Source organism: Clostridium sulfidigenes (assembly GCF_000732635.1).
Classification (GTDB): domain Bacteria; phylum Bacillota; class Clostridia; order Clostridiales; family Clostridiaceae; genus Clostridium_J; species Clostridium_J sulfidigenes.
Genome location: NZ_JPMD01000027.1, coordinates 56,901 through 70,389, shown reverse-complemented (window position 1 = coordinate 70,389; position 13,489 = coordinate 56,901). Strand labels below are relative to the sequence as shown.

Sequence of the window (13,489 nt, the reverse complement as noted above, 5' to 3'; positions counted from 1 at the left end):
TTTAAATTTACAAACTCTTATAGATCCTTTATATCCCAACTTACTAACCCATTTCAGACTCAAACCTTTAAATATTTTGCATTAATCCCTTAAATCAAACTGCCTTTTCATCCTGATCAGTTAGATACCACTTACTTTGAGCTTCATACATCTCACTATACTTTCCATCTATACTTATAAGTTCATCATGGGTACCTACTTGTACAATTTCACCCTTATCCATAACTACTATTCTATCTGCAATCTTAGCAGAACCAAGTCTATGAGTAACGATTATAGCAGTTTTATCCTTGGACATTTCTTTAAACTTCTTATATATTTTAGTCTCTTCTATAGGATCTATGGCCGCTGTAGGTTCATCTAAAATTATCATATTACTATCCTTGTAAAAACCCCTAGCTATAGCTAGCCTTTGCCATTGCCCACCAGATAAATCTATACCATCAAATTCTCTAGATAGCATGGTATCATAACCATCTTCAAATTTTTCCTTTGAAACCTGAAAATCTGCTTTATCTATAGCATCTTTTAGTAGTTCTTCCTTTGTTGCATTAGATTTTTCACTTATAGATATATTATCTCTTAAAGTCATTTTATATCGTTGGTATTTTTGAAATACCCCTGATGTAACCCTATATAATTCTTTAGCTGATATTTTATCTATATCTATACCATTTATTGAAGCATTACCTTTAGTAGGACTATATATTCCTGTAAGAATCCTAACTAAGGTACTCTTACCAGCTCCATTTTCCCCAACAATGGCAATGGTTTCTCCTGAATTCATCTTTAAAGATATGTCTTTCAAAGAACTTGTATCAGTTCCTGGATAAGTAAAGCTTACATTATCAATTGAAATGCTAGGCACTCCTACAATTTCTATGTCCTCCCCTTCTCTTTCAGGGATTTCTAAAAATCTAATAAAGTTTTTCACTGTACCTAAATTTTCAGCCATGTTTCCTATATGCATACATATCAGCTCATTCATTAAAGAAAACATAAAGCCTATAGATGAAAATACTGCCCCAAAGGCACCTATTGATATAGAACCATCTAAAAGTGCATATACAAGAAGTGCTAAAACCCCCATATACCCAAGTAATGTTAACATCTTCATGGCTAGCTCTGCAAGTCCTGATTTTTTTTCTGCTTGCCAATTATTTTTATTCATAAGCTCTAAGGTACTTATATATCTTTTTTTGAAATAGAAGAACCCTCCTAAAAGCCTTGTTTCCTTATAATATTCTCTATCCATTATACATTTTTCATAATGTTCATATTCTCTTCTTATTGGAGCTACCTTATCTTCTAAATTAGTGAATACCTTAATTCTAATTAGTTGTGATATAGCTACAGGAATAAATACTAATATAATAGAAATAGAAAGTATCGGCTTTAATTTATAAAGATATATACCCATAAAAATAAAATATGGAATATAGAAGGTTACTATTACAATTAATATCAAAGACATCCAAAGTCCACCCTCTAATCCCTTCTGAGCCTTATTAATATCATCAAGTAATGTTGGATTTTCAAAATCAGCGGCATTTAACTTTGAGCTTTTATGATTTAATATCTTACCTATAGTTCCCTTTGCCTTATTAACTAAGGCATTAGCTAAAAAGTTAGCTATTCCATTAAGTACTTGAGTTAGAACTAATGAAATACATAGTCCTCCTAGCATAAAATATACTATTTTTAACTCTACTTTCCCTGAGAAAGTAGCTGTAATGGAGTCAAAAAACTTTTGTGTCATGAAAGTATTTACTACATAAGCCAAGCTATGTAGTATTGAAGTTAATATAGCTGCCACTGTAAGTATAGGACATGATTTAATTATCATAGGTTCAACTGTCCTTACTATCTTTAAAAAAGAAATATCTTTACTTTTCCCTACCATTATATATACCAACTCCTTTGACTTTCATACATTTTTGTATAAACCCCATTTTTCTTCATAAGCTCCTCATAGGAACCACTTTCTACAATGGCTCCATCTCCTATAACGAAAATTTCATCTGCAATCTTTGTTGATCCAAGCCTATGACTGATAAATATAGTAGTTTGTCCCCTACTTATCTCTTCAAATTTTTCATAGACATTACTTTCACTTATAGGATCTAAGGCTGCAGTTGGTTCATCTAAAATTCTAATGGATGCTGGACTTACAATTCCCCTTGCCATAGCTATACGTTGCCACTGTCCTCCTGACAAATCTACACCATCATTTTTAATTTTACCCAAGTTTGAACTGATACCTAGAGGTAATCCTCCAACAACATCTTGCAGTTCAACAGTTTCTATAGCCTTATTCATATTATCTAGGTTATCAAAGCTATTGATATCTCCTAATAAAATATTATCTCTAAAAGAAATACTATATCTTGCAAAATCTTGATACACTACAGAGCACATTGCTTTTAACTGGTCTTGTCTATATGTCTTTATAGATTTTCCATTTATCAAAATTTCTCCTTCAAAGTCCTCATATAAGCCAGTTATAAGTTTAGTTATTGTAGTCTTACCAGCTCCATTAGCACCTACAAAAGCATAATGCCTTCCTTCTTCTATGACAAAAGATATATCCTTTAAAATATACTTTTCTGTGCCTGGATATTTAAAAGATACATTTCTAAACTCTAAGGACTTTAATTTGCTAACCTCCTTAGCTGGTCTTAATAAATATCCTTCATCCCCTTCTAATTTTAAAAAGTTGGTTAGGTCAACAAGATATTCTTTATTCTTTGCTAAATTATCTCCATACTCTGGAAGGCTCCAAGCTAAATATTGTATTAATTCAAATACGCTATTAACAATGGACATAAACATTCCTATGGATAAAATTCCACTAGTTACAGGCCCTATTAAAATTAAAACTATCAATACAGATAAAATGGCAATAATAACCCCACCGGTTTTCATATTAACGTACCATTTAAGACTTACCTTAAGTTCATGCTTTCTAGCAGTTTCAAACTCTTTATGCCACTGGTTATTAATCTTATCAGAATAGCCAAACAAGGTTCTTTCTTCCACTGCCTCACGACCGTTTAACACTTCTTCTAAGTATTTAACCTTTCTTTTATTCTTCTCTACTTCTCTATTTGCTTCATAAGTTTCCTTTCCACTTTTTAAAGCTATAAAAAATAGAGGTACAGAAATTAAAACAATTAAAACTGCAGACCACCATACCTGAATAAATAAAACTACTAGTATTCCTGTTATTTTTAAAATCATTGCTATCATATCTAAAGATGAAATATAGGCCTTAGTACATTGAACTTCTGGCTCCTTTATAACCCTAGATATCAAATCCCAACTATCCTGACTTTCTATATATTTATATCTCAATGTTGCTATCTTTTCTACAATATTTACCCTGAATTCACCTCTTAATCTATTTTTAATCTGAACTTCTGCAAACTTTGATAATTGAGTAGAAATCCAGTCATAAGCTAAAAGAAGTATCACAAATAATAAGGGCATTACTATATCTTTAATATTTTTTTCTTGTTTAAATATTAAAATTGCAATATCTAGAAACTTAGCCGTAGCCAAAATTTGTAGTGTTGGAACTAAACCATCCAAAAGTTTTTGTATTGCTATTAATGTAGCCTGTGCTGGTGCAAATTTAAATGGAATTTTAATTATATCCCCCGCATTATAATTTTTATTTTCTAATCTCATAATTTCCCCCCATTTACATACCCGTCTATTACTTTATATTATTGAATCCTCCCCTCTGAACAATATTATATATCTATTGTTTATTCACCTCAGTAATAGTTTACATTATATTAATGTTACTGAATTTATTAAACTATTTAACTAACGTTTAACTAAATATGTATATAGTATAACACCATTTTTACTTAAATAACATATTTATACATAAATGTTTATTTATAATTGAAATAAGAGTATTAGCGAAAGCTAATTTTTATTAAAATATTGATTTACTCTAGGAGGCTTAGCCTTAGTCATATCAATGGCATAAGGTGGCAAGAACATAAAAACATAAAAACATAAAAACATTAATTTTCATAAAACTTAACTTAGAGTTATATTATTGTATTTTTTAATTTTCTCTCTAACTTTCTTCAAAATAAAAAGAGAAAATCAGGTAACATTAATTTAGTTAGCCTTCTTATCTCTTACTTAAAATATCACTAAAATATTTCTAATTATACCTATGGGAATTTCTTTTAATATATTGCTGTGTATATGGACATATCTCAATACACTTTCCACATAAAGACATTTCTATTCCTATTCTTTGTCTTAGTAGTTCTCTTGCTTTTTTACGACATTTAAAAGGATCTAATAGTTCTTCTCTTGTTGAATTTATATTCCACAACTTACCTTTTATTGCTGTTGCTGGGCAATCATCAACACACTTACTACATTTTCCGCACCTAGAATCATTGATAGGCATATCTGGTATGACTGGCATATCAGTTAGTACTGAAGAGATACGAACTGCACTACCATACTGTTGAGTAACTAAAAGAGCATTTTTGCCAATCCAACCCATTCCTGCCCGTGTAGCAACTGTCTTATGTGGTAAATAAGTAGTCAAATTTTCATCACTAGTAACATATGTTGAAGTTTGAGCCAATGCACTATATCCCTGACTCTCTATGTATCTTACACAGTATATGGCGATATCATCAAGTTCTTTGTTTATTTTTTGTATTCCTCATAATATTCTTTTGTTGGTCCTTCATAAATACCTTGTATAATTTCAGGCTTTAATTTTATCGCAAATGCAATACCATACTTTAGATTATTATACAATGAAGTATTAACGCTATTTAAATCTGCAAATCCAACCAATGATGCCCCTAGACTTTTTAGATATGACTTTAATTCATTCTCCCTCACAATACTTTCTCCTAACTCAAAGAATTGATAACATAAATTTAAAATAGTTTCAAATCACTAATTTTACAATTAAGCCCTTCCTTAATTTCTCTTATAATACATTCTTGAGGAGTTTCTCTTTTCTTTTTACCAATTTTATACTTACATGTTTTCCACTTTCTTTAAAAGTTTAATTAAAAGTATTTTTTTCTATTCCTGGCAGGATACTATAAATAGATTTTCCTATTTTGCCCTCAAAATATTCTTTTATTTCAAAGGTTTTTTTCCATTTCTCTAGTGTAAAATCAGTAAATCCATATCTCATAACCACATCAACCATCCTTTTTTCTATTAAACAAAATCCTGATGGAAGAGCCAATACATCACATAATTGAATTAATTTATCGTATGAATTATATTCGATATTACCTAAATAATTTTTAATAAAGTCGTATTCTGTTTTAGTTAAATCCATTTCTCCACATATATCATCTACATTACTGCATAGAAAACCATGAGTGATTGAAATTCTAGCCACAAAATCATATCCATTTTCTAATGCATAGTTATATCCATCAATAGCATGTCTTACATAATGTCTACCATTCCTTCTCCCAATATCGTGAAGCAATCCCAGTACATAAGCTGTATCTTCATCCAAATCACTATCATATTGAGCAATTAAAGCTGCTGCCTCTGCTACGTATCTTGAGTGTTCCACCCATGGACCAGGATTTAAAATAGATGCTTCCTCTAATATTTTTTCAGCTATCTTTCGATTGGGAACTTTGTATTTCAACACTTCCATGATTCCTCTCCTTATTACTTAAATAAATTAATAGTTTAAATCTTTTCATAACTTTATCTAAACTATTCTATAGTCACCATTAAAATCCTTTTAAATGAAAAAACCATGAAACTTATTTTTAAGAATCATGGAATATACTTATATCTCGCTAATATCTAAAACTTCATCTACATTTCTATTAAAACTCCTTTTTAGATTCAAGACACATAAAATAATTAATATAACTGCAATGCTTGTAAAGGAGTTACCTATACCGATTAAATTGTATAGTGGAGTAGCAATTAAAAGTCCTAGGATAGCAAAGAGAGTTAGTAGTATTTTGTAGAAGGAGAATACTCTTCTTGTGCTTTGTAGCCAAGGACTTTATATTAACTCTTCAATCTTTTCATATAATTCATCTGCTGAATCTGCCAGAATCATTTCGTCATTAACAAGTGCATATGGATTAGTGGCACAGTCTCCACAATATCCTAAGCATGATTCTACTGTTACATCTACGTCAGGATAATTCTCTTGTAATTTCTTAATGGTATCTTCAGTTCCATATGTAAAATTATTTTCACAAAATTTTATTTCTGTCATATTTATTCTCTCCTTTATTTTTTACTTTGTATGTTATTCAATAATTCTGTTACTGAAATTTTAGATAAATCAATAGCTTCTAAAGATATTTCTTTTTCAATGGCTGATTTTAATATTGGTGATCGTTTCGTATCTCCAATTACAATAGCCCCTACTATTTTTCTATCTCTTACAAACACCTTCATATATTGACCTTCATCATTATCCTCTACAAGAACATTAGTTGCATTATTTTCATCTACACACCCCATAGAAAATAAGGATAGTTTAAAAGCATTTAAAGTAGTAACAGGAACAATATGCTTATAAGTACTATCTTTTCCCACCATATTATATCCTGCAACTTTGCCCTGGCCTATTGATATATTCCATAGTCCTGGAACAAAGTTATCAAGTTCAGCAACGTCACCTGCTGCATATATATCTGCTATATTAGTTTCCATCTTTTCATTTATAACAATTCCTTTTTCACACTTAATAGGCGTATCTTCAAACATTTCTATGTTAGGCTTTATTCCAGCAGAATATATAACCTTATTACAATGTATAAATTCATCTGAACTTGTTACAACACCTTCAACCTCATTATTTCCTGCTATTTTATTAACTCTCGTATTTAAGTATATATTAATACCAAACTTTTCTACTGAATCCTGAAGTATTTTAGATGCCTTTTCATCTAATTGATTTGGCATTAGTCTAGATTGAATCTCAACAATAGAAACATTGATTCCATGCTGATTCAAATTCCAAGCAGTTTCTAATCCTTGTATTCCTCCACCGATGTTTATAACACTTTCACCTTTTTTTATTTTACTTTTAATATCCCATGCATCCTGTAACGTTCTTAAGTTAAAGACACCGGCTTTTTCTATTCCTTCAACTGGAGGTTTATTATTTCTTGCTCCATTTGCTAATAAAAGTTTGTCATACTTAAGTATACTTTTATCACATAAAACTACTTCTTTATTTTCAATATTAATCTTTGTTACTTTTTTGCTTACGTAAATATTAACCTTATTTTCTTCATACCATGATTTCTTTAGAAGAAGAGTATTATCTTCAGAGAGTTCATCAAATAGATTCTTAGATAATTTTATTCTGTTATATGGGTAAAATTTCTCCTCTCCAAATATAAATACTTCTGACTCTTTATCTACTTCTCTTATGGCTTTCACTGCAGTAATTCCTGCTATTCCATTTCCGATTATAATAATCCTATTTGTCATATTCTTCCACCACCCTTTTATATTCCTATTGAATATACTGCTGATGGGTTTGGAGCTAATACTACAAATAATGACATATCATCATTTCCAGTATTTTTTATACTAAACACTTCTACTCCTTTACAATGAATTACATCTCCTTGTGTTATTTTATTTAAATTTCCATCTACAGTCATTTCACCATCTCCGCAAAGTACATGAATAAGTAAATCACTTTGCTCATGATTATGTGGTGGCACTCCTTGCCCTGGTCTAAAATTTAAAACAAAATTCAATATCTTATCTTCTTTATAAATTATTTTCTTAGTTAAGGATTCATCATTGTACATTATTTTGTCAGATATTTTTTCTATTTTCATAATTTAATTCTCCTTCATCTTTGGTTAGTATTATATAATATAATTCTTACACTCTTAGTATTATGTAATTTTCATATTATTATTAACTATATTTTTAAAATATAATAAGTTATAAAATAATATAAGCTAAGAACACCTTACTGTTCTTAGCTTATATACCTATTAGCTTTTAAATAATCTTGAATATATTTACACTGATTAAATATAGGTTCATATACATCATTAAACACTCCCATAAAATCCATGCTTTATTACACTACCTTAATTTGAAGCTATATTTAACAAGTCCTTATAAGATTATTCCTAACTTAATTTTCATATTTTAGTGTTTCACTTCTCGGTTGCATTTCGTTACACTTTTATTTTAAATTAAACACTTATTAGTTATTCTTATTTATTTTTTAAATAATCTCAGTATTTTCCATCCATCACTTACATAGCCATTAGGTCTAGGTTTGTATGGTAACGCTGATGCAATAAACATATTTAGATTGAAAATTATGGAATAGTTTGTTAGGAAAACTGAAGTTTTCAAACTCACAATAACTGGTACTAAGGAATTAATATTCTTTCTCACTAAAAGTAGTAATATTAATAAAAGAAGAGATGCTAAGGGTCCTCCAATTAAGATAGCAATTATTTTAGTTTTTGATATTGATTTCTCCATATTAATAGGTGAAAAATATCCAGAAATAGGTATAAAGTAAATATTAAATCTCTTTGTTTTATATACCATTCTACCCTTTCCAATTTCTATATTCCAATTATTGTCTTTTGTTGCAATCATATATCCACTAGCATGACCAATTTCGTGTACAAAAATGGAAAATATATTAATAATCCACAGTACAAATATTAATATTAAAAATTCAAACATAAATCTAATTATCAGTTTCATTATATAAGTTCACCTACTTCCTTACTTAAATTATACAAAACATATCTCTCGATTAAATCTCTTAATCTGTCACTTTAATTTCTTTAGCGATGTCAATAACTTCATCACTATAAGTTTTGATGTTATCATCATGAGTTACAATTATAATGAAATAATGGTTTTTATTTTTGGTCCTGTTGTAAAATGAAATTGAACCAATAAAAATCCATAGTAAATTATTCTGTGTTATGCTTTCCATGATTCTACCATCCACATATGTTGTCTTATGAGTAAGTTTCTTCCAAGCTTTTTATCCAATAGCAGACTTAGAATTACACATAACCTTTATCCTTCATCCTCCAAGGTCAAACTTTTAGCCTAGTGGGTATATCCATAATAGGAAACTTAAATTAAACATAATTATTAAAAAATAGGTATTATTATCTTGTTCGTAACTTAGATAATTCTTCCCTGAAAACCCTATTCTTTTCACTCTTATTATCTTTTAAATTTAAAGGTGGTTCATAAGTGTTAATCAAATATATTTCAAACTCCATAGGGTTATCAATTGTAACAAAATACATTATCAAGTTATCTTTCATCCACTTTGATAACTTTTCCTCGTGTTCATAAATAAACTTATACTTTAAATTATTTGTTTCACTCTCATATTCTTTTTCAAAACCAAACAACACCCCCAAGCTTTTCCGTAATGTAGAGCTTCTAGCTTTTCCATTAAAGTGATTTCTATAATCCCACTTTCTTATACTTTTTACTTTTGAAGTTGGTCTACCAGCGATTCCTAAATAAATAACTGGCAATCCATTAACATATGAATATTCTAACTCCTTCATTCTTGCTGGTAAAACATCAATATTTTTTGCACATATTAGATAAGCCCCTGCTGCATCTGGTAATTTAGTAAGCATATCTATTATAGGGATAAAAGTATTTTCTAATAATTTAGTTAATAATTCTTTCAAATTAATACTCACCCTCCTTTATGATGGTAACTTCTATAATTGTAAACATGTAAGTAAATTTATTTTGAAAATGAAATTAATCTAGCTTCTATATTGCTTTGTCTTTTTCTTTTAGATACTACTTTTTACCTTCAAAAAAGACTAGACATTTTTATTTTAAAATGTCTAGTCTTATATGCTTTTATACTTTATGAATTTTTAATTCAATCTTATTACAAATAATCAATATTTATCTTAAAATTAAATATTTTTACATCACGCTTCTACTATTCTACAGTAACTGATTTTGCAAGGTTTCTTGGCTTATCTACATCGCAACCTTTTTCCATGGACATGTAGTAAGAGAATAGTTGCATTGGAATTATAGCTATAACTGGAGCTAATAAGTCCATTACTTTTGGAATGTAGATTGCTGATTCTACAGATTTTTCTATATCTGTGTGACCTTCTTGAGCCACTGCAAACACTCTAGCTCCTCTTGCAATAACTTCTTTCATATTACTTACAGTCTTATCAAATAAGTCTTCTTGAGTTGCCATAGTCACTACTACTGTTCCTTCTTCAATTAAAGCTATTGGACCATGTTTTAATTCTCCTGAAGCATAAGCTTCTGAATGAATATAAGATATCTCTTTTAATTTTAAAGATCCTTCCATTGCTACAGCATGGTCAAGGCCTCTTCCTAAGAAGAACATGTTATTTTCACAGCAAGTTTTAGCTGCTAGAGCCTTAACTGCATCATCACACTTAAGTGCTGCTTCTGCTTTTTCTGGAAGAGCTAACATTTCTGTTTTAATAGCTTCTATCTTATCTTGAGCTACTGTACCCTTTTGCTCTGCAAAGAATAGAGCAATTGTGTACATAGCTATTAATTGAGTTACATAAGCCTTTGTTGATGCAACTGCTATTTCTGGACCTGCCCAAGTATATAGTATATCATCGGCTTCTCTTGAAGCTGAGCTTCCAACTACATTAGTAACAGCTATTACTCTAGCACCCTTTTTCTTAGCAAGTCTTAAAGCTGACATAGTGTCTGCTGTTTCTCCAGATTGGCTAACAACTATCATAAGAGTGTTTTCGTCTATTATTGGATCTCTATATTTAAACTCAGATGCTATATCTACTTCAACTTGTATTCTAGCAAGTTTTTCAATAATATTTTTTCCTACTAATCCAGCATGGTATGCAGTTCCACATGCTACTATATATACCTTGTTTAATTTTTCTACTTGTTCTTTTGTAATAGTTATATCATCGATTCTTATTGGTTGACCAGGAATAATTCTTGAAGCCATAGTATCTCTTATAGCCTTTGGTTGCTCATGGATTTCCTTCATCATGAAGTGATCATATCCACCTTTTTCAGCAGCATCAGCATCCCAAGTTACATTAAATACTTCTTTCTTAACTTCTTTTTCATTTTGGTCATATATTTTTATTCCATCTTTAGTCATAACAACAAATTCTTTATCTTCTAAAAGATAAACTTTTCTTGTTTGATTTAATACAGCTGGTATGTCTGAAGCAATGAAGTTTTCATCTTCTCCAAGACCAACTATTAATGGGCTTTCATTTCTTACAGCTACTAGTTTATCAGGCTCATTAGCGGCTATAACTCCTATAGCATAGCTTCCTTCTAGCTTTTTAGTAACTTCCATTACTGCCTTTAGCAAGTCCCCTTTATAGTAGAAATCCACAAGGTTTGGAATAACCTCTGTATCTGTTTCTGACTTAAACTCATAGCCTTTTTCCATAAGCCATTCTCTAAGTTCCATATAGTTTTCTATAATACCATTGTGAACTACAGATATAGTTCCATCCCCATTAGTATGAGGGTGTGAATTTAAATCTGATGGCTTACCATGAGTAGCCCATCTAGTGTGTCCTATACCTATATGTCCTTTTATTGGATCTTCTTCTAACTTTTCTTCTAAATTTGCAAGTCTACCTTTGCATTTTGTAAGATCAATACCCTTCTCATTTAGTATAGATACTCCAGCTGAGTCATATCCTCTATACTCCAGTTTACTTAATCCTTCAATAAGCAATGGTGCTGCTTCTCTTTTTCCAAAATAACCTACTATTCCGCACATAAAAAATTCTTCCTCCTAAATGTCTTCTATTTCAAATTAGATTTAACTCTATATGAATAATAAAAACCTTTGATTTAGTATGATTTTAAAAATACTTATCAACTTATCCACATTTAGTTAAGGTTTTACACCGGATTGCTTTGTAACAGGAATCACTTCCTGTCTTTATCAATCGTTAACGGTAGTGCGATACCGTGGGGCACCCGCCGAAGATTCGATACTCCCCATCCTCGTCAACTTAAGTGACACTCCAAATCTATGATTTGGCTAGTGGAACTTACTCATTTGAATGCAATGAAAAGGAGCTTCCTTTTCACTTAAGTCCTGGCGCTTAGTTATGTGGTTAGACTATTTCCTCCTTTCCAACACTTGGTTTTTAAAGTGTATTTTAAAAGAGTTATGATGTCCACATTTTATACTCTCCTATACTCATACTCCACATATACGATATAAATAATAATAAAGTTTGTGAACTTAATATTAAAATTAAATATTTAAATGAAATTTTAATATTTATTTATCCAAAATCTAAAACCCATTAACCTCATTATATTATATTCATTTAATACATTTTGGTCAATGGTATTTATTAATAGTGTATATTAAATGAAACTCACCCATATATATGCATATTTTTATTATAATATTATTCAATTTGATATTATTTTATTTAATTCTAATGTGAATTATACAAATATTTATATATGAACATAGCTAAAATTTTTTATATATAAATATTTAACTATGAAACTATAAATCTATTTACCTATAAAACTATATAACTAGTTAACTAGTTGTTCTCCCCATGCGGCTTTCAAGGTTTTTCACATTTAAAATTTAAAATAAATAATATAAAAATGTATAGTAAGCTTGACATGAAATGTAAAGTGTACTATACTTAAATTGTAAAGCATACTATACATTTAAATTCTAATATTTATTACAAATAATATTAATAGAACAGGATGTGATAAGTTGAAAAATAAAATCCAAGAACTTCGAAAAGAAAAACGTGTTACGCAAAGTGAACTTGCTGATGCTGTAGATGTTACTAGACAAACAATTATATCTTTAGAAAACGGGAAGTATAAAGCTTCATTGGTGTTGGCCCATAAAATTGCTCAATATTTTGAAATGAATATTGAAGATATCTTTATTTTTGATTTAGAGGAGGAAAATTTATGTTATTAAAAGCCATTATATCTAATGCAACAACGGATAAGGACTACAAGAAAGTACTAGAGAAAAGAATTTCTTTACTTTACATTGTGATTATTCTAGGAGTAGCCACTCTAGCTATTAGTTTTGTATTCTCTTCTGGAAAATATGACTACCTACCTGATTTTTTAAGTGGATTTTATACAGGAATCGGTGCTTCACTAATTACAATAGGTTTAATATTTATCATTAAGATAAAAAAACTTTTAAAAGATGAAAAGAAATTAAAAGAAAAAAGATTAGAAGAACAAGATGAAAGAAATCAATTGATCACACAAAAATCTTTGTACTCTGCTGCTATTATAATAAATATTCTTGCATATATCGGTTTGATGATATCTGGAATTTTTAACCTTGCTGTATTCTGGACTCTATGGACTGTCCTTATTATATTTATGGTTATATTTGTTATCCTACAAGTATACTATAGCAAAAAACTCTAATTGAACTTTATAAGCAAAAAACCCGTGAAAT

The 13,489-nt window shown here is 29.6% G+C and carries 14 protein-coding genes; 2 read left to right on the top strand and 12 right to left on the bottom strand.

Annotated elements, in window-relative coordinates; translation table 11 throughout:
- Positions 1–94 precede the first annotated feature (94 nt).
- The 12 genes from IO99_RS11225 to glmS all read right to left on the bottom strand — a co-directional run bounded on the left by IO99_RS11225 (position 95) and on the right by glmS (position 11,797).
- Complete coding sequence (locus tag IO99_RS11225) at positions 95–1,903, bottom strand: ABC transporter ATP-binding protein (RefSeq protein WP_051824059.1); 1,809 nt, start codon at positions 1,901–1,903, stop codon at positions 95–97.
- Positions 1,903–3,690 carry an ABC transporter ATP-binding protein gene (locus IO99_RS11220; RefSeq protein WP_035133433.1) on the bottom strand — a complete coding sequence of 596 codons (1,788 nt, stop codon included), beginning with the start codon at positions 3,688–3,690 and terminating at the stop codon, positions 1,903–1,905. Before IO99_RS11220 ends, IO99_RS11225 begins: the two co-directional genes overlap by 1 nt.
- A 493-nt stretch (positions 3,691–4,183) precedes the next feature.
- Entirely contained in the window at positions 4,184–4,621 is a 438-nt protein-coding gene (locus IO99_RS18425; protein WP_051824058.1) for a 4Fe-4S double cluster binding domain-containing protein, read from the bottom strand.
- A 65-nt stretch (positions 4,622–4,686) separates the two neighbouring features.
- The gene (locus IO99_RS18420; RefSeq protein WP_051824057.1) at positions 4,687–4,887 is read right to left on the bottom strand and encodes a hypothetical protein; all 201 of its coding nucleotides are present in this window, start codon (positions 4,885–4,887) and stop codon (positions 4,687–4,689) included.
- A 169-nt stretch (positions 4,888–5,056) separates the two neighbouring features.
- On the bottom strand, positions 5,057–5,674 hold the full coding sequence (locus IO99_RS11210; protein ID WP_035133431.1) for an HD domain-containing protein: 618 nt from the start codon (positions 5,672–5,674) through the stop codon (positions 5,057–5,059).
- Positions 5,675–6,037: 363 nt separating this feature from the next.
- On the bottom strand, positions 6,038–6,256 hold the full coding sequence (locus IO99_RS11205) for a YuzB family protein (RefSeq protein ID WP_035133429.1): 219 nt from the start codon (positions 6,254–6,256) through the stop codon (positions 6,038–6,040).
- A gap of 14 nt (positions 6,257–6,270) precedes the next feature.
- A complete protein-coding gene (locus IO99_RS11200) occupies positions 6,271–7,485 on the bottom strand; it encodes an NAD(P)/FAD-dependent oxidoreductase (protein WP_035133427.1) in 1,215 nt (404 codons plus the stop codon).
- Between the two features lie 17 nt (positions 7,486–7,502).
- On the bottom strand, positions 7,503–7,844 hold the full coding sequence (locus IO99_RS11195) for a cupin domain-containing protein (RefSeq protein WP_035133425.1): 342 nt from the start codon (positions 7,842–7,844) through the stop codon (positions 7,503–7,505).
- Positions 7,845–8,238: 394 nt separating this feature from the next.
- Positions 8,239–8,742 carry a site-2 protease family protein gene (locus tag IO99_RS11190; protein ID WP_035133423.1) on the bottom strand — a complete coding sequence of 168 codons (504 nt, stop codon included), beginning with the start codon at positions 8,740–8,742 and terminating at the stop codon, positions 8,239–8,241.
- A gap of 61 nt (positions 8,743–8,803) precedes the next feature.
- Positions 8,804–8,980 (bottom strand): hypothetical protein, encoded by a 177-nt coding sequence (locus tag IO99_RS19065; RefSeq protein WP_156964338.1) that lies wholly within the window; start codon positions 8,978–8,980, stop codon positions 8,804–8,806.
- A gap of 181 nt (positions 8,981–9,161) precedes the next feature.
- Positions 9,162–9,704, bottom strand: coding sequence for a GIY-YIG nuclease family protein (locus tag IO99_RS18415; RefSeq protein WP_051824056.1), 543 nt, complete (start codon positions 9,702–9,704; stop codon positions 9,162–9,164).
- 266 nt (positions 9,705–9,970) lie between these two features.
- Positions 9,971–11,797 (bottom strand): glutamine--fructose-6-phosphate transaminase (isomerizing), encoded by a 1,827-nt coding sequence (gene glmS / locus IO99_RS11180; RefSeq protein ID WP_035133420.1) that lies wholly within the window; start codon positions 11,795–11,797, stop codon positions 9,971–9,973.
- 975 nt (positions 11,798–12,772) lie between these two features.
- On the opposite strand from glmS, the gene IO99_RS11175 reads away from it, so the two are divergent.
- Positions 12,773–12,988 carry a helix-turn-helix transcriptional regulator gene (locus IO99_RS11175; protein ID WP_035133418.1) on the top strand — a complete coding sequence of 72 codons (216 nt, stop codon included), beginning with the start codon at positions 12,773–12,775 and terminating at the stop codon, positions 12,986–12,988.
- Positions 12,979–13,458 (top strand): hypothetical protein, encoded by a 480-nt coding sequence (locus tag IO99_RS11170; RefSeq protein ID WP_035133416.1) that lies wholly within the window; start codon positions 12,979–12,981, stop codon positions 13,456–13,458. The genes IO99_RS11175 and IO99_RS11170 overlap by 10 nt, the downstream gene beginning before the upstream one ends.
- Positions 13,459–13,489: the final 31 nt, after the last annotated feature.

Coding starts and splice junctions, on each gene's coding strand:
- IO99_RS11225 (WP_051824059.1), bottom strand. CDS start 1,903: ATGGTAGGGAAAAGTAAAGATATTTCTTTTTTAAAGATAGTAAGGACA.
- IO99_RS11220 (WP_035133433.1), bottom strand. CDS start 3,690: ATGAGATTAGAAAATAAAAATTATAATGCGGGGGATATAATTAAAATT.
- IO99_RS11210 (WP_035133431.1), bottom strand. CDS start 5,674: ATGGAAGTGTTGAAATACAAAGTTCCCAATCGAAAGATAGCTGAAAAA.
- IO99_RS11205 (WP_035133429.1), bottom strand. CDS start 6,256: ATGACAGAAATAAAATTTTGTGAAAATAATTTTACATATGGAACTGAA.
- IO99_RS11200 (WP_035133427.1), bottom strand. CDS start 7,485: ATGACAAATAGGATTATTATAATCGGAAATGGAATAGCAGGAATTACT.
- IO99_RS11195 (WP_035133425.1), bottom strand. CDS start 7,844: ATGAAAATAGAAAAAATATCTGACAAAATAATGTACAATGATGAATCC.
- IO99_RS11190 (WP_035133423.1), bottom strand. CDS start 8,742: ATGAAACTGATAATTAGATTTATGTTTGAATTTTTAATATTAATATTT.
- IO99_RS19065 (WP_156964338.1), bottom strand. CDS start 8,980: ATGGAAAGCATAACACAGAATAATTTACTATGGATTTTTATTGGTTCA.
- glmS (WP_035133420.1), bottom strand. CDS start 11,797: ATGTGCGGAATAGTAGGTTATTTTGGAAAAAGAGAAGCAGCACCATTG.
- IO99_RS11170 (WP_035133416.1), top strand. CDS start 12,979: ATGTTATTAAAAGCCATTATATCTAATGCAACAACGGATAAGGACTAC.